This is a genomic window from Parabacteroides sp. AF14-59, assembly GCF_003479515.1.
In the GTDB taxonomy this organism is placed as follows: domain Bacteria; phylum Bacteroidota; class Bacteroidia; order Bacteroidales; family Tannerellaceae; genus Parabacteroides; species Parabacteroides faecis.
In genome coordinates, this window is the sequence record NZ_QUHH01000001.1 from 401,241 (window position 1) to 424,760 (window position 23,520).

Below are 23,520 nucleotides of genomic sequence, written 5' to 3' on the forward strand. Positions count from 1 at the left end.
GCTAGAATAAGCTCAAATCTTTCTAAATATAAACTGACATTTTATTCAGTCATAAACTTGAAATTATATTCGTTGAACGACCACACCTGTTTTCCTTTCGGGAGAATTGCTTTACCTTTCTTTCTGCCTTTTTTGTCGACAGTAACAGTCAGGTCGATGCGGGTGTATTCACCTTTTTCAAAATTATAGGATGAACCGTCATCATCGTAAAGAGAATACGTGGCCGGTTTATTGCCGTAATGACGTACTTCCAACGGATATTTACGGTCTTCAAACTTCGACATGGCAGGCCATAAAGGGATTATACCGCCATCCTTCACATATACAGGGATATGACGGCCGGGAGCCACTGTGATCACCTCTCCTTCACCGGCAAACTTCCCGGTATAGAAATCGAACCATTTTCCCTGAGGCAAAACCACTTTACGCTCTTTCTCTCCGGCAAACAACGGAGCTACCAATATATTTTCACCCACCATAAACTGGTCTTTCACTTCCCGGCGGATAGCCATTGCATAGGGATTATCTGTTGCATCCAGCCGACCTTCCACAGTCTGCGCTTCGGCAGCATACCCCTCTTCCAGATTCATCGCACGGACCGGAGGTGTCCCGTAGAAAGCATAATCGGCAAACGCGGTATATAAATAAGGAATCAATTGGATACGTAACAACGCTATCTCACGAATATCGTCCTCTACATCCGTAAATGTCCATGGCTTGGTCCCGTCCGCCCAGGCATTCAACTGCGCTATCGGCGAGAAACAAACTGTCTGCATCCGTCGAAGCCACTCTTCCGACGTTTTGGAAGAACGAACTTCCGGCGTCCACAACACACCGATGAAAGAACTGTTTATCAATGCTGTGATAAAACCACGATGATCATAATAATCGTTATACAGCACATACGGATAGGCATTCGTTCCGGCATTACCGGCACGTACCTGTCCATAAGTACGTAAATTCTTTTCACGATACATCTTCACCGTCGCCTGCTGCATCAGCGAACCATACAGATTACGGAGCTGTTCCGCCGGAATACCGGAAGGGAACGTCGCCACATCAGGCCAAAGCCAGGAATCGTATCCGTCGTTTTCATCCATCTTATAACCGCTCACTCCCAGATCGAGCTGGTGTTTACGGAAATGATCGGTCATGATCTTGCAGGCTTCCGGCATCGAATAATCAGGAACCTCTCCCAACCAGACCGTATGTGAACCCGTATACGGCTTTATCTTGTCATAAACCTCACTATGCTTAGATACATACGGATTCATCCACAGATTCAACCGGATATTCTCGTCGAGCATATCTTTTACAAAACCGGACGCATCCGGGAACCGGCTCTTGTCCCACTCGTAGGTACACGGATAAGCTTTACTATGCCATCCCGGTTCGAGTCCGATTACAGAAAGAGGGAATCCCCGTTTTTCAAACTCGTCGACTTCCGCTTTCACATCTTTGTCGGTAAACAAGGTCGGCGTACGATGCCAGAATCCCAATCCCCAGCGCGGAGGCAAAGCGCCTCCCCCATTGTACAGGTTGTAACGGCGTACAACGTCCAACATAGTCGGACCGGCAAAGAATACCATTTCCACACCTTCGGCGGGAACCAATACTTCTATATTATCTGAATAGGGTTGTGCTGGCCAGGTACGATCGGTGTTACGGTCTTGTTCCTCCGGGGCATCCGGACCTTTACGAACGGCTGTTCCGACCCAAAGATCTATGTAACGCGCCGAATTGATCAATACGCCGTAACCACGGGAAGAGATAAAGAAAGGAACCGGCGCATGAGTCCGCCCGTTATCGCTACCGGTATAATGGTCCATATGCAAACGCATGATTCTTCCGCGTTGTTCCACCGTCTTGAAATTAAGACCGAGACCGAAAATTTTCTCCTCTTTTTCCAGAGGGAAACTGATATAGGTTTTACCGTCCCTCAATTCAATCTTCACGTCGGCCGGAGATATCGGCAAAGCTCCATCCGGCATCTCCTGAAGGGCTTCTCTTTTCGGCGTAATGTCAAGTTCGCTTAACAAGTTGATTTTCTCCGGTTTTCCGACAGATAGTTTCCAGACTCCGGCGTACTCGCCAGTGCCCCAATCTTTCGAAGCAACATTCGATTGAGCAAAAGAAACAGCCACGTAACCGATAGCTGCAAACAATAAGGTAAGTTTTCTCATGGTATTGTGTTCTACATATTTAGATGCAAAATAAAACTATTTAATCAGAATAACAAATGGATGGAAGATATTAAAAGATGGATAATATTGTGATCGGTTTAATCTTTATACGAAAGGCTTATTTCTTCCTTATCTTCTGCATTTTGTATCCTTTAATTTTGTACCTTGGTTCCTGTCTCTTTTAGCGGCTGATAATTGTCGGCCATACGGTTGATAATTGTCAGCCAATCGGTCGATGAATATCAGCCATACGGCCGACAGTTATCAACCGCTGATTAGTCGCTAGGGTAAATTGAATTAGTATGGGGTCTTTTTCTATTTAGCATGTATATAAATAGAAAAAGACTCCCTTTCTATAATTGAATTTATTCTACATACAACATCACTGTTCCGCCAATCGTATCTCCCTTCTTTAACGGCTTCCTGAACGGGGCATAATAACTACCCAGGAACATTTCATTTCCTGCCGTTACGAAATCTGCAACCAGGAAACGGATACGATCCTTCTCTAACCACGAACGCCAGTGTTGCTTTCCATCGGAAACTGCTGTCACCTTATTCCCTGCATGATCTGTAAGACCCGCATACCAGATGTTCCGACGCGTAGAACGGAAATCGTTACTTCCCAGCTCATTATAATCCAGACTCCATGACCAGCTCGGTTCTACACGGGGATTCAGATGAGAAGGCAAACCGGAGTAGAACAGCTCTGCCTCACCTACCGGACGGCTGATATGATCATCGGGATAAACGCTCCACAAACCGTCACGACGCCAAAACGTTTTATCGAACGTAGCCGGAGCCTCAAAAACCAGTCCCCACTGACGGGGATTCACGTCTGCCAGCGCATCGAAAGAATAGCTCACGGACAGTTTTCCTCCTGCATTGATAATCAGCCTATAACTTCCTTCAAACTCTTTATAGCTTCCTCTTACGGAAACAATCACATCGTTTCCGTCTTTGATTGCATCGATCTCCGCCGGTTTCCATTCGGTACAGATATCATTAAACAACGGTGTGTTCGCATTATGATTCGGATAACAACCACCGCCGTTCAAAGGCAATGCCATCAGCCACGGACCGCCGTTCAGGACTTCCTGCTTTCCCTGCTTCAATGACAGGATCTGTCCGGTCGTACGGCTCACCTCACAGGAAAAGTTTTTACCTGTAATACGATAAACGTCATTTGTTTTCTTCAGTTGAGTAGCTACCGGTTGCAGTTCAGGCAATTCGTTCTGGACCTGTTTGCCGACCGGAATGATATATTCGTCGGCTACAAAACCGCGCGGATCGGTGAATGACAGATAAAGTTCGTTCGCCTTATCCGGATTTTCGATCGGGATACGTATCTGACCGTTCTCTCCCGGCCGGATCGAAGCAAAAGAGATACCCTGCTCCTCCCCGTATTTCCAATGGATCTGCAACTCACTGAAATCCGTATAAGTATATCTGTTTTCTAATGCTACAGTCAGTTCCTTTGCCGGAGACAACTGAGCAGTATGTACCCGGACAGGACTGTATATCTTCTTCATATCCCAATATTCCGGCTTCGGGCGACGCCATCCGTCGATCGGCCCCCAGGGACCATAACCGACTGCATCTCCGTTCGGCATCTGGAAAATATCGTCGATACCCGACCAGATAGAGCCACCCAGCACACCGTCCGTCTTATACATATTATCCCATGTAGGAGACAAAGCCAGTGCCCAGTCGCTGCGCACACCCGGATCTGTTACCAATTCACTCCGGTTATATACATTCAGGTGGCAATACTCGCCATATACCATCGGACGTTCGCTTTTGGCAGCGACTTTATATCCGTCCGGTCCCGGATAATGGATATTTGCTATCGGGGCCGTGCTTCCCTGGTTGTTGAAACCGCCGTATGCCTGGTCATGGAACGTATGCGGACGTGTCGGATCGGCTTTTTTCACATAGACTTCCACCTGGGCAAATTCCTTGTTCCAGTAAGATTCATTCGCTATCGACCAGAAGATTACAGAAGGATGATTCCGGTAAAAATGGATTGTCTCCATATTTGCCTGCAAGACATACGGATAGTATTTGCTATCCTGATAATCGAGTGTTTTCCAGTTCTCGTTGGCATGATGGCCGATCCAGCAGACAGGCGCCTCCACCTCGACGAACATACCCAGTTCGTCACAGACCTGAAGCAACTCTTCACAGGGAGGGTAATGCGATGTACGGATAAAGTTACAATTTGCCGCCCGGTATAATTCGACATCTTCCCGTTCCAGTTCGGGTGTCATGACACGGCCTGTAAGCGGATGTGCTTCATGGCGGCAGACACCTCTCAGTTTCACTGGTTTTCCGTTTACCAGCAGACGGTTTCCCTCTATCTGTACTTCGCGGAAACCGAAACGTTTCTCGATCTGTTCTGTCGTATGGTCGCCATTTTCCAATTCTATCTTCATCGTATATAAATAAGGATGCTCGTTATCCCATTTTTGCGGATCACGCACTGTTCCGGTCAGCCAGCCGTTCCATGTCTCGCCGGGAGCCAATGAAGGAATCTGCCGGTCCAGCACAACCGGCAGTCCGGCAATAGAGAGGCGGGCAGCGATATTCTTTTCTGTTTCTTTCCCGAAGTTCGTTATTGCCAGGTAGACTTTTAAGTCGGCATCTTTATATTTTTCGTCCAGGTCCGTCACAATGCGTATATCCGAGATATGCACATCGGGAACGGCAAAAAGCGTTACTTTACGGGTGATACCTCCGAGCTGGTGAGCGGCATACTGCGTCAGGCTACCCAGCATATCGGCCAGCGATTCGCTACGGACTTTCAGTGCTAATCTGTTCACGCCCGGTTGCAATGCCGGTGTAGCATCCAGTTCAAACGCAGTCATACCTCCCATATGGGTCCCAATCTCTTTTCCGTTCAGCCAAACGGTACATTCGCTGGATACACCGTCGAAACGTAATTTAACCTGTTTACCTTTCCAGTCAGCCGGTAAAGTAAATGTAGTCAGGTATCCGCCGAATCCGGCAGAATCGACTTTAAATCCTTGCATCGACCACTGGCCCGGCACGATGATCGGATGCCATCCGCCAGCCTCTGCCTCCCGGTTCTGAAAACCGGCTTCCGGTGAAGGGTTGAACTGCCAGGTACCGTTCAGCGAGAGAACCGGATCATATACGCCCGGCACACTGTAAGGGATAGCTGTATAAACCGGCAAATGTTCTTCCGCATTCACCGTCGTATCGACCTGATAACTCTGCGTATGTGACAATGCCAGTTTCTGGTCGCCCTCGAACGGAACCGGTTTCTTCGGGTTAGAAGAATACAGGTTCAGTTCCGAGACCAATGCATTCGGGCCTTTCAATACTTCAAAGACCAATACCAGCTGCCCGTAAGCAAATGCCTTTTTCGGCAGGTCGATACGGTAACGTTGTTCTTTCCCTTTTTCCAACACGACAGGAGACTGTACCTCGTTTCCATCGGCAACGATCCGCTGTCGGCGCTCACTGTCAGAGAGGTAAACGACCTCCAATTGATAATCGGCCTGAATATCCATCCGGTCGAAAGCATAAATAACGGTTCCGCCGAAATTACATGTCCGGGCAGTCACGCTCCCGCCTATCTCATCGGGCATCGTATAATTATCTCCTTTCACCAGAAACGGCTGTTTGCCGTCCACGCCGCAATCGTTGGAAGCAACCGGGTGCAAGGTGGTTGTCTGTGCACTTACCGTCAGCACAGAGAGCCACAAAATCAAAGTACTTAGAACAGGCTTTCTGTGCCTGGATTTTTCAAGGTTATTCATTCCGCTTTTGTTTAGTATTTTCCACTGCAATATTACGAATATCTATCCGCTCCGCCTCTATGACCGGACGACAGAAAAAATGGGAAGAGGGAACAAATTCCCAATAAAAATGTACAAAACGGAACTACCTTTAATAATGCTCATGATTATGTTAATGATTTGTATATCTGAACAAAGACTATTTTCTTTGTACCCAATCCCGGATATCTATCCGACCATATCCGGCAGAAAAACAGGATTTGAACCAACAGAACCGACAACAGAACAACATGGCAAAAAAGAAGACTTTTACATTCCCATTTTATTTGCAGATACTTCCGGGAATGATCATAGGATGGAACGATATCAAAAAAGTTCTCCCACCCGGGAGGAAAAACGATCCTTATCCATATCGGAACAACTTAGAAACCGGCCGTCCGCTGGATATGTTGCGGACAGCCGTGAAGGTTACAGGCGGTGCGATGGTCGCATCCATGGCCGATAAATGACAAAATAAAGGAGGTATATCTGAAAATATCCCTCAAAAACGTCCCATTTCATCGAGGTTCGCCAGAATGGGACATGTTTGAAACAAGCTTAAACAGCCTTTTCTTTATGGATAAATTATCTTTGCCCACCTAAGAAAAAAGAACGAGAATGGTTAATATTCATGTATTATGCACCGAATTATCTCTTGATGCAATAGGACTCGTCATGGGCACAATTGTCCTGATACGTTCTTCCGACAACAAGCTACAAAGAGCATGGGGATTTCTCGCCATCACTTTGTCTATACTCTTGTTGCTGGACAATACTGAATGGGTTTATTTATATGGGAAAGGAGGTAAAGGATTGCCGGACCGTGCAATCCTTTTACTAGATCATTTATCTTTATGGCATATTGTGCGTACAGTTATATTCTTCCAGTTCTTCTCCCTGTTCCCCCTGGCCTCGCTGAAACCCGGATGGCTGACATTGTCCCGTATCACGAACTTTTGTATTCCGATCATACTCATTACATGTATCGCCTGTTGTTATGAGCTTTTCAACGGTCAATATACGAAACTAAGGTCTTTTTCGGATATTATAAAACATATTGATAAACAGGATGTAATCCTGAGAATATTCCTTTTTATTGTCAGTGTCATTACTCCTTCCGTAAACTTTCTGTTCCTGTTCTTTAAACGTTGGATACCCTACCGCCGTAAACAAAATCATTCTACGGTTATTTATATGAGCTGCTTCGGACTCATTATGTCAGGATATATATGGTTGATGCTGGGAACTTCCGGTCTGAGTTTCAACATATTCGGTTATCTGGTCATCGTACCGATGATCTATCTGAACAGGCTTTACCTGCGCAATGAGAACCCGTTGTCGCTCCCTCCTAACCCGGCGGAACAACTGAAATCGGAAAATGCCGAAGTTGTCCGGGAAATGGAAGCCTCTGTTACTGTGCTGGAGTTGAACAATCAGCTACAGAGCCTGATGAAAGAACAAAAGCCGTTTATAAATCCGGAATACTCTTTGTCCGATTTACTGGGAGAGATGAACACCAACGAGCACAGACTTACAAATGTACTGCGTTACAACGGTTTCTCCGGATTCAGGGAATATATTAACTTTATCCGCCTCCAGTATTTCAAAGAACAGGCGGCATTGCATAAAGATAGTACCGTAAAGGAACTGATGTTTAAAAGTGGTTTCACCTCACGTTCAAGCTTTTACCGTTACTTTTCAAGCATCGAAAAAATGTCTCCTACCGAATATATAGAAAAATTGAAAGAATAATCTATTTTCAATTCGTATACATCATGCACATACTACAATATTTCATATTGCTGTTACCTTTCTCTGCCAGCCTTTTCTGGGCATTGACTTTATTCTGCGGCAGAAAAGGGAATGTATATTCATGCAAAATATGGATACTGTATGCATTGCTGATCATATTGAATGCGTTCATAGCCACAGCAGGTGAACGTATCATTTTCGTAGGCAATCCTATCACAGAAACTATATTATTGCTTATCTGGGCGGGGTTTCTCTATTATACAGGTTATAAAATACATCATAAGAAGCAGACTGTTCCGTTTTATGATGCAGAACAGTCCTGTAACGAAAAGACAGATGAAACAGATAAAAGGGAAATCACCACGAAAGCTCATTATAAACTTCTTCCCCATTTCAACAGACTGATCGATGAAGAGCAGATATTTCTGCAAAATAATCTGCATATAGAAAAGATTGCCCGGATGCTCAGTACAAACCGTACCTATATTTCCAGACTGATCAATCAGGAATATCAGTGCAGCTTCTCTGATTATATCAACCTGAAACGGATAGAATATGCAAAAATACTGGCTCACTCCCACCCGGAACTGACACAGGAACAGATTGCAGAAAAAGTAGGTTTTACACACGCCTCCAGTTTCAGCCGCACATTCAAACAACTATCCGGACAAACCTTCAGGGAATGGAGCAGGAACAACCAGGAAAATAAAAACCCTATCCGGGAAAGGATAGGGTCATAATCATTATTCCGATTTCAAACTATCTACCGGATTGGCATTGGATGCCCTCCAACTCTGGAAAGTGACGGTACCGATAGTAATAACCAGTACGATCAGCAAGGCCAACAAATATACCCACCAATACATCGGTGTTTTATAGGCAAAGCTTTCCAACCACTTTTTAATGCCATAATATCCTACCGGGGCAGCCAGTGCAAAACAGATCAGGACAATATAAACATACGAACGGTTCAGCATCTCCAATATTTCCATATTCGTCGCACCATGCACTTTGCGGACACCGATCTCTTTCCGGCGGTATTGGGTTTCAAATACAACCAACCCAAAGACACCTACAAGCGATATAATAATAGCCAGTATACTGAACACCGTAATCAGGCTACGCAAGTTCTCTTCCTTATGATACAGTTGGTTAAATATCTCATCATAAAACTCGATATCATACGGATAAGACGGGTCTATATCTGCCATCGTATTACGGATATGGGAAACAGCACCGCGTATATCTGTTCCGGCTTTCAGGCGGATATAAGAAACAGTCATAGGAAAAGGTATATTACCTGTCACAAAAGCAATATTATTCTCTCCGCTACGGAGTGAAGTAAACTTCACATCACCGGTCAGACCTACAATACGACCTGTTTTCCACGATGTTACCTGATCACCGGCTTCCATATTCATTTCCATCTTAGCCGCATGGTTAAAGATATACACAAAATCTTCCGACAGTTTGTCTGCTGGCGAGAAATCACGCCCTTCCTCTACCGGAATACCCATGACACGCAGGAAATTCTGCGATACGGCTATCATAAAGAACTGAAACTCCTTTTCCTTTATATAACCGCCATTGGTGCTGTAACCATCCTTCGAACCTACTTTTTCCATGGCGAAAGCCACATCTTCAATACCCGAATATTCTTTCAGGCGGTTCACATACGTCTCATGCGATTTATTGTATATCTCCCCGCTCAAACGGACAATAGCGACCTGATCCTTATCGAATCCCAAAGAATATCCACGCATATAATTGTTTTGAAGGCGGACAAAGCTGGCACCGATAATCAGCAGGATAGAGACGACAAACTGAATACCTATCAGCACAGTACGCAATTTACGCCCGGAAGGTGAAAGTCCGAAACTACCTTTCAGTACCAATGCCGGAGGGAAAGAGGTCACATACCATGACGGATACAATCCGGCAACGATACCGGTAACCAAGGCTACAACTCCGGTCAGTAATATAACAGGCAGGTTACTTACTATTGCCAGGTTTGCATCTACGAAAGGCAAAGCTTCCGTACGTCCCAATATCCAGACAACGAACAAACTCAACAGCCAGGCAACCATGCTGATGATAGCCGCTTCCACCAGCAAGGCACGTCGCAATACGGCATCCGGGCTACCCAATACTTTCTGGGTATTGATACTCTTGATACGCATCGGCGTCAGAGATGTACTGAAGTTCGTAAAGTTGATAGCAGCCACAATGATAATCAATAAAGCGATGAAGAACAGCAACATGGTCACTTCCTTATTTCCACTTCGGAAGATCGTTCCGTCCTGGCTCTCATTCATATAATAGATACTTGTCAACGGAGTCAGTTTGATACGTGTATCCTCCCCTTTATCTATCTTGGAGAAGTCAAAGTTGGCATTGAAATTATCCACTACGGTCTGTGCTGATTCAGGATTATCCAGTAACAGATAGCAAACATAATTACTAGCTCCGAAATTATCCCGTTGATAGGTTTCACCGATAGCTGTATAGATCAGGTTACGCATCTGGGTATTACCGGGAAAATCCTTATAAACTGCTCCTACCGTATACTCGCGGTTATCTTTCGATTGTACACTTTCTTCCGCATGAAGTGCTTTTCCCACAGCCGGCTGGTCACCGAACATCTTGCGGGCTACACTCTCAGGCAGGATTACTTTTTCCGGATCATTCAGGCAATCGCGGTCCCCTTCAATGATCGGGAAATCGAAAACTTTGGCTATATCCGGATGACAAGTTTGTACCAACTCCCGGTAACCGATCTTCTGCCCGTTCTTCACAACAGAAAAATAGACAGCAGGATTGTAGGGATAGATCAGGCTACCTGCTTCGATATGGGGTGACGACTGGATGACCGACTCTACAAAAGCACGGGGCAGGATCAATCCAAAAGTACCTGTCTGAGTTAATTCAAGACGATATACCCGATCGGCAGTCGGGTGGCAACGATCAAAACTACGTTCATAGTTCACCTGTATTAAAATAACGATAAAGGCAGCAAAAGCAACAGCCAACCCGGCTACGTTCAAAAGGGTCGCCATCTTGAAACGCCGCAATACACTCAGAAAGTTTCTTAATATTGTTTTCATATTATTTGTATTTACTTTTCACCATCCAAAATGCATGCCAAAACATTAAACCATTATATACCAACACATTACCTCGCAACCATCAAAAAACAATGTCTAATAATTAGACACTATTGTCAAATTATTAGACATTGAAACGGGGTATGGTAAAATATCAGCTATTCAGCCTTCTATTTTTATTCCGATTTCAAACTATTCACGGGATTGGTACTGGCAGTTCTCCAGCTTTGGAAAGTCACCGTACCAATGGTTATTACCAATACGATCGTCAGTGCCAGCAGAAAAACCCACCAATATATCGGAGTTTTATAGGCAAAACTTTCCAGCCATTTTCTAATGCCGTAATAAGCGAGAGGCACAGACAATGCAAAACATAGCAGGACAATATAGATATACGAACGGTTCAACATCTCCAATATCTCACGAATAGTTGCACCATGTACCTTGCGGATACCGATCTCTTTCCGGCGGTATTGGGTGTCAAACACAACCAGTCCAAAAACTCCTACCAGCGAGATAATGATAGCCAGTAGACTGAAAACGGTAATCAGACTGCGCAGATTTTCTTCCTTATGATACAATTCGTTGAATACCGCATCATAGAATTCTATATCGACCGGATAAGCAGGATCTATATCTGCCATTGTTTTCCGAATATGGGATACGGCGTCATTGATGTTTGTACCGGCTTTCAGACGAATATAGGAAACAGTCAACGGGTATGGTATCCCGGTCACGAAACCGATATTATTCTCTCCTTTTCGAAGGGACGTAAACTTCACATCACCCACCAGCCCTACAATAGTACCGGAAGCCCACGATTCCAGCTTATCGCCTGCTTCTATATTTACTGCCTGTTTCGCATTACGGTTAAAGATATACGAAGGAGTCTCCGATAATTCATCTGCCGGAAAAAAATCACGTCCTTCCTCCACCGGGATTCCCATGACACGAAGGAAGTTTTCCGAAACGAAGATCATGAAAAACCGGAGGTCATTATTCTTTATAGAACAACTATTCGTGCTATATCCGTCCTGCGAACCCACCTTTTCCAAAGAGAACGCCACATCTTCGATACCGGAAAACTCTTTCAGACGGTTGACATATGTTTCGTGCGACTTCACATATATATCGCTGCTCAGACTGACAATAGCAATCTGGTCCTTATCGAACCCCAATGAATAGTCACGCATATAACTATTCTGTAAACGGACAAAACAAGCCCCGATGATCAACAGTATGGAAACGATATATTGAACTCCGATCAATACTGTCCGTAATTTTCTCCCGGACGGAGAAAGACCGAAACTTCCTTTTAAGACTAAAGCAGGAGGGAAAGAGGTTACATACCACGAAGGATATAGACCTGCGATAATCCCCGTAACAAGCGCGACTACTCCCGTCAGTAACACGATCGGTAGATTGTCCGGTATATTCAGATTTGCTTCGATAAACGGCAGTGTCCCGGCAGAACCGAGCAAATAAACGATGAACAGGCTGACAAACCATGCAAACAGGCTGATTATAGCCGCTTCGATCAGCAGTGCCCTGCGTAATACATTATCCGGACTTCCCAGTACTTTCTGAGTATTGATACTTTTAATACGCATCGGCGTTAGCGATGTATTGAAATTCGTGAAATTAATGCCAGCCACAACGATGATCAACAAGGCGATAAAGAACAATAATATAGAGACCTCTTTATTTCCGCTACGAAAAATCGTGCCATCCTGACTCTCATTCATATAATAAACGCTTGTCAACGGAGTCAGCCTGATGTGTACATCCTCTTTCTTGTTTATTTTGGAGAAGTCAAAATTTGCATTGAAATTATCAACTACGGTCTGTACCGATCCGGGGTTATCCAACAACAGATAACAAACATAATTACTGGCTTTAAAATTATCCCGCTGGTAGGTTTCACCAATAGCCGTATAGATCAGATTACGCATCTGGGTATTACCGGGAAAATCCTTATAGACCGCTCCAACCGTATACTCGCGGTTATCTTTCGACTCCACATCTTCTTCTGCATGAATCGCCTTTCCTACAGCCGGTTGGTCACCAAACATCTTACGTGCTATGCTTTCCGGCAGAATCACTTTCTCAGGATCATTCAGGCAATCACGGTCTCCTTCAATGATCGGAAAATCGAAAACCTTGGTTATATCCGGATGGCAGGTTTGTACCAGTTCCCGGTAACCGACTTTCTTTCCGTCCTCCACTACTGAAAAATAAATAGCCGGGTTATAGGGATAAATCAGGGTGCCTGCTTCAATATAGGGTGATGACTGGATAACCGACTCAACAAAAGCCCGGGGCATGATCAGACCAAAAGTCCCTGCCTCCGTCAGTTCCATACGAAAGACCCGATCAGCTGTCGGATGGCACCGGTCAAAGCTACGTTCATAATTCACCTGTATCAGAATGACGATAAAAGCTGCAAAAGCTACAGCCAGTCCGGCCACATTCAAAAAGGTTGCCATCCTGAACCGGCGTAATACACTCAGAAAGTTTCTTAGTATTGTTTTCATGATTGTTGATGTTTTACTTCCATCACTCAAATTACATGCCAAAACTAAAACCGACTGTGTATAAGAAGATTGCACATCACCCCTTAAAAAACAATGTCTAATAATTAGACACTTATGTATAATTATTAGACATCGAAACAAATAAAAGAAGCAGTGTTATTCAGACTTTATGCTCTCAACCGGATTAGAGTTGGCTACATGCCAGTTCTGGAAAGTGACCGTAACGAAAGTAATAACAGAGATAATAACAAAAGCCAGCAGGAATACCCACCAATACATCGGTGTACGATAAGCGAAGTTTTCCAACCAACGGTACATTCCATAGAAAGCGACCGGAGTAGCCAGCACAAAACAAGCGGCAAGGATGATCAGGTAGCTTCTGTTGAACATGACCAGTATCTGGGAGGTAGACGATCCCAACACTTTACGGACAGCCACCTCTTTCCTGCGGTACTCGCTCTCGAATACAACCAGGCCAAATACCCCGACAATGGAGATAAAGATCGCAATAACGCTGAACAGAGTGATCAGGTTGCTGATCTTCAATTCCCTTTCGTATGTCTGCTGCAGGATCTCGTCATAGAATGTAGTTTTGAAAGGATAAATCGGATCTATCTTTGTTAAACAGGCTCGCACATGTTTCATAGCCGCCCGCAAGTCACTGCCTGCCTTTACTTTTACATAGGCAGCTGCGTAATATTTACTGTCGACCTCCCGTCCCCAATAGTGCTTTCCCCATACATAAAAAGTCATCGGCGACACTTCATTACGGAAAGAGGCGAACTTGACATTCGAAATGAAACCGATGATCTCATCGCCATCGATCTTCTCTCCCAGTTCCAGATTATACATCTCCCGGGCTTTCTCATTAAAAATATAGCTCCCGTTTTCTTTCAAATCATCTTCGGGGCGGAAATCACGACCGTCTGTTATCTCGATTCCCATGACACGCAGGAAAGAGGGAGAAACAGGGATACACTGGAAATTGATATCCTGATCTTTGTACATACGTCCCCATCCCATATAAAAGTCACGGCTGGACAGAACCTGTTCCGCATAAGTGATATCTTCTATTCCCGAGAATGACTTCACCTCGCTGGTCAGGACTTCCTGGTTTTTATTGACTTTACTGTTCAATTCAACCACGATCAGTTCGTCTTTATCATATCCCAAGGGGGTATTTTGCATATACCGGTTCTGTAAATACATGAACAGAGAACTGATGATCAGGATAAATGAAGCGACAAACTGGATACTTATCAGTGCACTTCGAAGTACCCGCCCTTTCGGAGACAAACCAAAACTGCCTTTCAATACCAACGCCGGAGGGAAAGAAGTGATATAACAAGCCGGATAAATACCCGCTAATACACCTACCGCCACAGCTATGGCAGCTGTAGTCATAATGATACCCGACTGTGCCGAAAAAGACATGTCAGCATCTACCAGAGATGCGACAAAAGTCTGCCCGGCAATAAATAACAAACCCAGCGAAATAAGATAAGCCACGATACTCACAATGACAGCTTCTCCCAACAAGCTCGTCCGGAGCACGCTATCGGGACTACCCAACACTTTCTGCGTATTGATACTCTTGATACGCATCGGGGTCAGAGCAGTACTGAAATTAGTAAAGTTAATACCGGCTATCAATAAGATGACAAAAGCGATCGCAAACAGTACATGCATCGTCTGCCGGCTGGCTTTCGGCATGGAATCGAAAGAGACATTCGTCAGGAAATGTAACTTAGGCAGCGGTGTCATCATCAGCTCGATGCCGTCTTTCTCCCACTTGAAATCTTTTCCGAATTGCTGGGAGGCATCGAAATTCTTTTTGAAGTTTTCTTTGACAACTTCTATGTTGGAAGGATCATCCAGACGGAAGAAAAAGAAATAATTCTGGTTGCCATACTCATTGTAATTTTCTTTATCGGACATTTGCCGGTAAATAATATTCCGGACAGACGAGTTACGGGGGAAATCTTTAAAGACGCCGCTGATCGTGGCCAGTGTATTTTCGGATTCCACACTCATCAGACGTTTACCTATGGCCGATTCATTTCCGAAGAGGCGGCGTGCCATACTCTCTGGGATCATAGCTGTTTCCGGCTGATCCAGGGCAGTCTCGTTCCCTTCCACCATATCAAAATGAAAAACACGGGTAATCCCGGATGTTGCATTTACAATGGGATCCTTGAAGTTCTGTCTTTCTCCTCCCCGATCTACGCTATAAAACAACTCGGAATTCCAGGAAGACATAATCATTCCGGCTTTTACATGCGGGGATGATTCTGTAAACCCTCTTGCAAAAGGACGGCTGATAACAGCACTCATGCTACCTTGAAAATCCATATCCATCCGATAGATCGAATTGGCTTCCGGCTGGCAGGAGTCGAAATTGTTGTCGTAATTTACCTGCATCATGATCACCATAAAAGCGGTAAAAGCGATGCTTAATCCTAACACATTCAGAAGTGTCGCCATTTTAAAACGGCGAAGCACACTGATAAAGTTTCTAAAAAGAGTTTTCATATCGATTAATTATTACTTCGATTTAAGGTCGTTCCCACAAACAACTTTATTATAAAATACGTAATAATTTTACAGAGGTTGCATGATTCTCATTCTGTTTTTATACTTTCTACCGGATTTTCGCTGGCTGTACTCCAATTTTGGAACGAAACAATCAGGATCGTGATAGCTGAAACAAAAATAAAGGCAATTGCATACACCCACCAATACAAAGGTATCTTATAGGCAAAATATGACAGCCACCGGTTCATTGCATAATAAGCAACAGGTATCGACAGGATAAAACAAATCACCAAAATACGCGCATATACTTTATTGAACATGATCAATATCTGTGAGGTAGTTGCACCATGTACTTTTCGGAGACCTATTTCTTTTCTCTTATACTCACTTTCGAAGATCACTAAGCCCAAAACCCCTACTATCGAAATAAAAACAGCTACCAGACTGAACAGGGAGATCAGCCAACCGATACTCAATTCACGTTTATAAAGATTATTCAGGATCGTATCATAAAACGATACTTCGACCGGAAAATCCTTGTCTACCGAAGTAAACACTTTTCCAATGGAGGCAATGGCTTCGCGGATATTGGCTCCGGCTTTTATCTTTATATAGGCATATCTCGGATGAAAATCCTTCTCAGCCGGTACATAAAAAGCCATCGGTTCGACAGTGGTACGGAAAGAAGCATACTTTACATCATCTATAAAACCGGCGATCACGGCAGGAGGTGCTTCAACATAAGCATTCCCTGTTATATATTCACCTGCCACCAGGTCATACTGTAACCTGGCTGTTTCATTAAAGATATAAGCTCCTCCTGCCGATGCTGCATCTTCCTGATAAAAAGCACGACCGGATATAACCGGAATATTCATTACCTGAAGGAAATTAGGATCAACTGTGAATAATTTGAATGTTAGATCATTGCTTCTGTAGCCCCGTCCAAAAGTAGAATATTGATCCCCTCCTGACAATAAATCTTCGGCAAAAGCCACCTCTTGTATAGACGACTCATTCTTTAACTGGCTTTCCAATGTCCCGGTATTCTTTATCAACTTCCCGTTCAACTCGACAATAGCAACCTGATCTTTATCAAAACCTAAGGAGGAAGCAACCATGTAACGATTCTGCAAATAAATAAACAAAGCGGCTATGATCAATGCAAAAGAGATGACAAACTGGAAAGAAATAAGAAGACTTCTTAATTTTCTTCCGGCAGGAGTCAACCCGTATGAGCCTTTCAACACCAATGCCGGAGAAAAAGAAGTGATACGCCAGGCAGGATATACCCCCGCTAAAACTCCCACTGTTATGGCCAATATCCCCGTCAATGCCAACAAAGGAATATTGGAAGCCAACGACATATCTCCACTTATCATATCTGCAAGCCAGGTATTCCCCATTCCCCTTACAATAAACAGCGATATGATAAAAGAGACCAGACAGATTAGTACCGCCTCTACCAGCATAGCACAACGTAATACTTTATCAGAACCTCCCAGTATTTTCTGCGTATTAATACTACGGACACGTATCGGAACCAACGCATTACTGAAATTTGTAAAATTGATACCGGCAATGAACAATATCAATATAGCGACTGTAAATAAAACCAATACCAACGTACGATTACCCTTATCTTTCAGCGAATCAAATTGCGAATCCGCTTCGTAATAAATATCAGTTAATCGGGTTAGTCTTACATCACGTGTTTTCCAGTCGTACTCTTGTCTGTTTAAATGTTCTTTAAAATTTGCTATTATCTCATCTTTTTTATCGGGATTGTCCAATAAAACATATAACTGATAACCATTCGCATTCCAGTTATCCTGATCTACTTTCCCATTGATTCTCCAATATACAGCATTCTGTATCACGGAATTTGCCGGAAAATCTTTATATACGCCACCGACTGTAAAAGATAAATTATTATCCTTCAAAATTTTACCCACAGCCTGGTCGTTCCCAAATATTTTTTGCGCATAACTCATCGGTATTAGAACAGTACCCGGATTATTTATGCTCTCTACATTACCTTCCAACATCCGGAAATCAAAAATAGTCGCATATTCAGGTGTCATGGCATTTACCATACACCAAAAACCGACATCATCATTCTTTCCGGTTTCCGCCTTTAGCGTTAAGCGGCTTCCACTGGAAAAAAGCAATGCTCCTTTCTCTATATGAGGAGACGATTGAATAAAAGCATTGGCAAAAGGAGGAGATACGATTACCTGATTTCCCCAGTCCGGCGTATAAAGTCCTACCCTGAAAATCCGTTCCGCATTTTTCTGATACCTGTCGAATCCCCAGTCATATTGCAGCTGGATCATTAAAATTATAAAAGCTGCAAAGGCAACACTAAGCCCCAATACATTCAACAGGGTTGCCACCTTAAACCGACGAACTACTCCCAACAGATTTCTAATAATTGTTTTCATAATCGTATCGAATTAACGTTATAATCTGAATGATATATCCTCTTATGCTGCGCTATCCGTTATATCATTTTGCTAAATCCATTCAAATAATGTGCCAAAGACATAAATATGTAGAAAACAAGGCGTTGCTTATGCAACGCCTTGTCGGAGGTGTCCAATATTTAGACACAGGTGTATAATTATTAGACAAAACAAACCATGAATCTGTCTAATTATCTTTTATGCTATATACCGGATTCTCATTTGCTGTCCGCCAGTTCTGGAAAGTCACTGTCAGGATCGTGATAAAGAAAATCAGAGCGAAAGACAAGGCGAATACCCACCAGTAAACCGGAGTTTTATAAGCAAAGTTTTCCAGCCATTTATTGACGGCATAATAGGCTGCCGGAGCTGCCAGTACAAAACAAACTGCCAGAATCCGTATGTATGTTTTATTGAACATGATCAGGATTTGAGAAGTAGTCGAACCCAATACTTTACGGACACCTATTTCCTTCCGACGATACTGGCTGTCGAACACGACCAGACCGAAAACCCCGACCATCGAGATAAAGACAGCGATCAGGCTGAACAGGGTAATCAATGCACCCAGGTTTGTCTCCTTCTCATACAAATTATTCAGTACATCATCGAAGAAGCGGACATCGAAAGGATAATCCGATTGGATTTCACTCAACACCTTTTTTACATGCTCCATAGCAGCCAACTTGTCCGTTCCGGCTCCCACACGGATGTAGCCGAAGGTGGATTGTTCGTTACGGCTGGTTCCGGGTACGTAAAAGGCCATCGGCGTAACCTCCATACGGAAAGAGGCCGCTTTAATATCGGGGCAGAAACCGACAATTTCCGCTCCGTAGATTTTGTCACCCAACTGAATATCGTAGGCTTTCCGGGCTGATTCGTTGAAAACGTAGACACCCTCTGCCGTCAAGGCATCTTCGGGACGGAAGTCACGTCCTTCATTGACCGGAATACCTAATACCTGCAGGAAAGAGGGATCGACCGGCAGACATTGATACTGGATGTGCTTACCATTCAACTCACGTCCCCAGGTCGAATACTGGTCCTGTCCCGACAACTGAAATCCTGCTGCAGTCACATCCTCGATACCGGAGAAAGACTTCAGACGATTCTTGAAAGAATCCTTATTTTTCATAACTTTAGCAGTCAGGTCGGTCACGATAATTTCATCTTTGTCGTATCCCAGGGAACTTGTCCGCATGTAGTTGTTTTGCATATACATAAACATGGCTCCGATGATCAAAGCAAACGAAGCGATGAACTGTACGCTGATCAGTACATTCCGCAGCAACCGTCCTTTAGGAGAAAGTCCGAAACTACCCTTCAACACCAGGGCTGGTGAGAAAGAGGTAATATAGTAAGCCGGATAAAGTCCTGCCAACACACCAAGCAGGATGGCAAGCACGCCGGTTACGCTAATCAATACCGGATGAGCCGTCAACGAGAGATCAGCTCCGACCAATGCCTTGAGTGGAGTATCAGCAGCCAGATAGACAGCCACCAGTGCCAATATAAATGCGATGAAACTGATACCAACCGCTTCCATCAATAGAGAGAAACGCAAGGTACCATCGGAGCTTCCCAATACTTTCTGTGTATTGATACTCCTGATACGCATCGGCGTAAGTGCCGTACTGAAATTGGTAAAATTGATTCCTGCAATAAGTATAATCACACAGGCAATAGCGATAAGCACCAACAGCGTCTGCCGACTCGTTTTAGGAGCCATATCGAAGGCTACATCCGTTACGTAATGCAGTTCCGGCAATGGGGTCAACTGGAAATTCGCAGTTTTGTTTCCCCACATATTTTTCTCCAGATCGTTTTTCTTGTAATAATCCAGAAACTCGCTGACTAGGTTTTCAGCCGATGCAGGACTGTCCAGAAGTAGATAGGCATTGTAACTGGAGTTTCCCCAGTCATGCAATCCTTCTTTATCATCTATTTTCAGATAGACAGCATTCTGAAGGATACCGTTCACGGGAAAATCGCGGTAAACCCCTCCTACCGTATAATCGATCTCGGCAATGGTAAACATTCCCGAAAAGCGTCCTTGTGTATCTGCCGCTTTCATGTGACGTCCGACGGCAAACTCCGTACCGAATATCTTCTGTGCCATGCTGGCCGGAATCAGTATCTTCTCGGGATCTTCCAGAGCCTTTGCCGAACCATCCAACATATCGAAAGTAAACACATCGACAAATGAAGAATAGACCGGCAAATTCGGCTCCATATAGCTGACCCGCTCTCCTGTGCCCACATCGGCCAGAAAAACCGTTTGGCTGTACATCGGATAAGTCAGCGCACCGGCAACAATATGCGGTGAGAAATTGAAAAACGCATCCGCCAACGGCCTGGAGAGAACTGCTTGTAAACCATCATCATCGCCCCACTTCATTTCCAGCCGGTAAATCCGGTTGGCCTCTTTATGGAACTTATCGAAATTCCTGTCATAATCGACCTGCATCATGATTACCATAAAGGCTGCAAAAGCAATGCTCAGTCCCAATACATTCAACAGTGTCGCCATTTTAAACCGGCGCAATACACTTAACAAGTTTCTAATAATAGTCTTCATATCTATAGTTCATTTCTTTCTGGTCAATATAATTCAAATACTGTGCCAAAAGAGATAAGCCAATAATAAACAAGGCGTTATAAATATAACGCCTTGCCGGATGTGTCTAATATTTGGACACTGATGTATAATAATTAGACAAAACAAACCATGAATATGCCTAATTATCTTTTATGCTGTACACCGGATTTTCATTGGCTACCCGCCAGTTCTGGAAAGTCACCGTCAGAATGGTGAGGCAGAAAACCAATAAGAAAGCAAGCATAAATACCCACCAATAAACCGGTGTTTTGAGGGCAAAGTTTTCCAGCCATTTATGGATAGCATAGTAGGCAACCGGAGCCGCCAAGGCAAAACAGATACATAATATATATATGTAAGTCTTATTAAACATGATCAGGATCTCGGAAGTAGTCGAGCCCATTATTTTTCGTATGCCGATTTCTTTTTTGCGGTATTGGCTATCGAATACCACCAGTCCGAATACTCCGACCATCGAAATGAACACGGCAATCAAACTGAATAAGGTTATCAGCGAACTCAGGTTCTCTTCCTTCTCATACAAAGTATTTAATACCTGATCGAAGAACTTAACGTTAAACGGATAATCCGGATGTATCTCATTTAGTACACTTTTCACATGAGCCATTGCTGCTTGCAGGTTCGAATCACCCTTTACCTTTATATAAGCATAATCCGCTCCACCGCCATACCCCTTACCACGCACATAGAAAGCCATAGGAGTAACTTCTGTACGGAAGGACGCAAATTTTATATCCGGAATAAAGCCGACTATGTTGGCTCCATCGATCTTATCCCCCAAACTAATATCGTATAGATTTCTCGCCCGTTCATTAAATATGAAAGCCCCTTCGGCTGTCAAAGCATCTTCCTCCCGGAAATCCCGACCCTCAGTCACAGGAATATTCATGACCTTAAGAAACGACGGATCTATCGGCATGCACTGGAACTGTATATTCTCGCCTTTCAATTCACGCCCCCACTCCATATATTGATCCTGGCTCGATAGCATGAACTCACCATAAGTGACATCCTCTATACCTGAAAAAGTCTTCAGGCTACTCCTGAAAGCGTCCGAACTCTTCAATACAGGTGCAGTCAGGTTCGTCACAATTATTTGATCCTTATCATACCCTAACGGACTATTTTGCATAAAACGATTCTGCAAAGACATAAACATCGAACCGATAATCAAAGTAAAAGAAACTATAAACTGTATGCATATAAGCACATTACGCAATCTTCGTCCTGCCGGAGACAGACCGAAACTCCCTTTCAAAACCAATGCCGGAGAAAAAGAAGTCATATAATAGGAAGGATACAAACCTGCTAGCAGTCCGGTCAGCAATGCGATCAAAGCCGTTGCGGAAAGTAACAACGGATGGGCAAACAAAGACATATCCGCATCTACCAACTTCGCTATCGTACTGTTGCCAGCCATATGGACCATCCACAAAGCCAGTAAATAAGCCACCGTACTGATACAAACAGCCTCCATCAATAGCGAGAAGCGCAATACGCCATCGGAACTGCCCAACACCTTTTGTGTATTAATACTTTTCACACGCATCGGCGTCAGTGCCGTACTGAAATTAGTAAAATTTATACCTGCAATAATCAGTATGACCAATGAAATAGCGATAAGAACCAATACCGTTTGCCGACTAGACTTGGGAGTCATATCGAAAGTTACATCCGTTGCATAATGTACATCCGGTAAACGAGTCAAGCGAAAATTAGGCTCACCTGAATACCACGACATATTCTTTCCCAGTTCATTCTTTTTATAATAGACTAAAAAATCGCTCACCAGATCCTTTGCTGACTCAGGATGGTCAAGACGGACATAAAAGTTATAGCTTGAATTTCCCCAATTATGCAAATCTGCTTTCTCATCCATCTTCAAAAAAATAGCATTTCGGATAATACTATTAAGGGGAAGATCCTTATAAATACCACCTATCGTGTAATTTCCTTCCGGTGTAGTGAAAAAACCGACCAACAGTCCTTTACTCTCCTTTGCTGTAATCTGTTTACCAACAGCCGACTCTTCTCCGAATATTTTACGCGCCAAACTTTCCGGAACCAGCACCTTACCCGGTTCTTTCAGAGCATCTACCGAACCATCCAATATATCGAAGTCAAAGACATCCGTAAAAGAAGGATCAACAATCATGGTCGGTTCCATATAGGTACTTTTTTCTACTCCTTTATCGACCGAATAAAATGTTTCATTATAAAACGGAGAGGTAACCGCCCCTGCCACAATATGCGGAGAGAAATTCATAAAAACATTAGCCATCGGACGTGACAGGACAGCCTGTGTCGACTCCTTATCCCACTGAAACTCCACTCGGTAGATATTATCTGCATTCTTATGGAACGTATCGAAGTTCTTATCATAGTCCACTTGCATCATTATCACCATAAAAGCGGCAAAAGCCACAGATAATCCAAGGATGTTAAGAATAGTTGCCATCTTAAAACGGCGCAATACACTGATAAAATTTCGAATAATTGTTTTCATTTCTTTGTGTTGTTTATA

Annotated in this window: 11 protein-coding genes; 3 read left to right on the top strand and 8 right to left on the bottom strand. The window is 43.8% G+C overall.

All coding sequences use genetic code 11. From position 1 onward, the window contains the following. Nucleotides 1–41: 41 nt before the first annotated feature. Nucleotides 42–2,183: a TIM-barrel domain-containing protein gene (locus DWW23_RS01655; RefSeq protein ID WP_122351538.1), complete on the bottom strand. Its 2,142-nt coding sequence runs from the start codon at nt 2,181–2,183 to the stop codon at nt 42–44. A 365-nt stretch (nt 2,184–2,548) separates the two neighbouring features. Next, nucleotides 2,549–5,968, bottom strand: a complete 3,420-nt coding sequence (locus DWW23_RS01660) for a glycoside hydrolase family 2 protein (RefSeq protein WP_122351539.1) — start codon at nt 5,966–5,968, stop codon at nt 2,549–2,551. Between the two features lie 269 nt (nt 5,969–6,237). Between DWW23_RS01660 and DWW23_RS01665 the strand changes: the two genes are divergently transcribed. The 3 genes from DWW23_RS01665 (at nt 6,238) to DWW23_RS01675 (ending at nt 8,478) form a co-directional block, all read left to right on the top strand. Continuing rightward, nucleotides 6,238–6,456, top strand: a complete 219-nt coding sequence (locus DWW23_RS01665; protein WP_122351540.1) for a hypothetical protein — start codon at nt 6,238–6,240, stop codon at nt 6,454–6,456. A gap of 148 nt (nt 6,457–6,604) precedes the next feature. Then, nucleotides 6,605–7,738, top strand: a complete 1,134-nt coding sequence (locus DWW23_RS01670; protein WP_122351541.1) for an AraC family transcriptional regulator — start codon at nt 6,605–6,607, stop codon at nt 7,736–7,738. Between the two features lie 23 nt (nt 7,739–7,761). Then, nucleotides 7,762–8,478 (top strand): AraC family transcriptional regulator, encoded by a 717-nt coding sequence (locus DWW23_RS01675; RefSeq protein ID WP_122351542.1) that lies wholly within the window; start codon nt 7,762–7,764, stop codon nt 8,476–8,478. Nucleotides 8,479–8,481: 3 nt separating this feature from the next. On the opposite strand, the gene DWW23_RS01680 is transcribed toward DWW23_RS01675, so the two are convergent. From DWW23_RS01680 to DWW23_RS01705, 6 genes are all read right to left on the bottom strand, one after another. After that, nucleotides 8,482–10,842: an ABC transporter permease gene (locus DWW23_RS01680; RefSeq protein WP_122351543.1), complete on the bottom strand. Its 2,361-nt coding sequence runs from the start codon at nt 10,840–10,842 to the stop codon at nt 8,482–8,484. A 176-nt stretch (nt 10,843–11,018) separates the two neighbouring features. Beyond that, nucleotides 11,019–13,376, bottom strand: coding sequence for an ABC transporter permease (locus DWW23_RS01685; RefSeq protein WP_122351544.1), 2,358 nt, complete (start codon nt 13,374–13,376; stop codon nt 11,019–11,021). A gap of 156 nt (nt 13,377–13,532) precedes the next feature. Further along, complete coding sequence (locus DWW23_RS01690) at nt 13,533–15,908, bottom strand: ABC transporter permease (protein WP_122351545.1); 2,376 nt, start codon at nt 15,906–15,908, stop codon at nt 13,533–13,535. A gap of 89 nt (nt 15,909–15,997) precedes the next feature. After that, nucleotides 15,998–18,355 carry an ABC transporter permease gene (locus DWW23_RS01695; protein WP_122351546.1) on the bottom strand — a complete coding sequence of 786 codons (2,358 nt, stop codon included), beginning with the start codon at nt 18,353–18,355 and terminating at the stop codon, nt 15,998–16,000. Between the two features lie 208 nt (nt 18,356–18,563). Continuing rightward, on the bottom strand, nt 18,564–20,954 hold the full coding sequence (locus DWW23_RS01700; RefSeq protein ID WP_122351547.1) for an ABC transporter permease: 2,391 nt from the start codon (nt 20,952–20,954) through the stop codon (nt 18,564–18,566). A 160-nt stretch (nt 20,955–21,114) separates the two neighbouring features. Then, nucleotides 21,115–23,502 (bottom strand): ABC transporter permease, encoded by a 2,388-nt coding sequence (locus tag DWW23_RS01705; RefSeq protein WP_122351548.1) that lies wholly within the window; start codon nt 23,500–23,502, stop codon nt 21,115–21,117. Nucleotides 23,503–23,520: the final 18 nt, after the last annotated feature.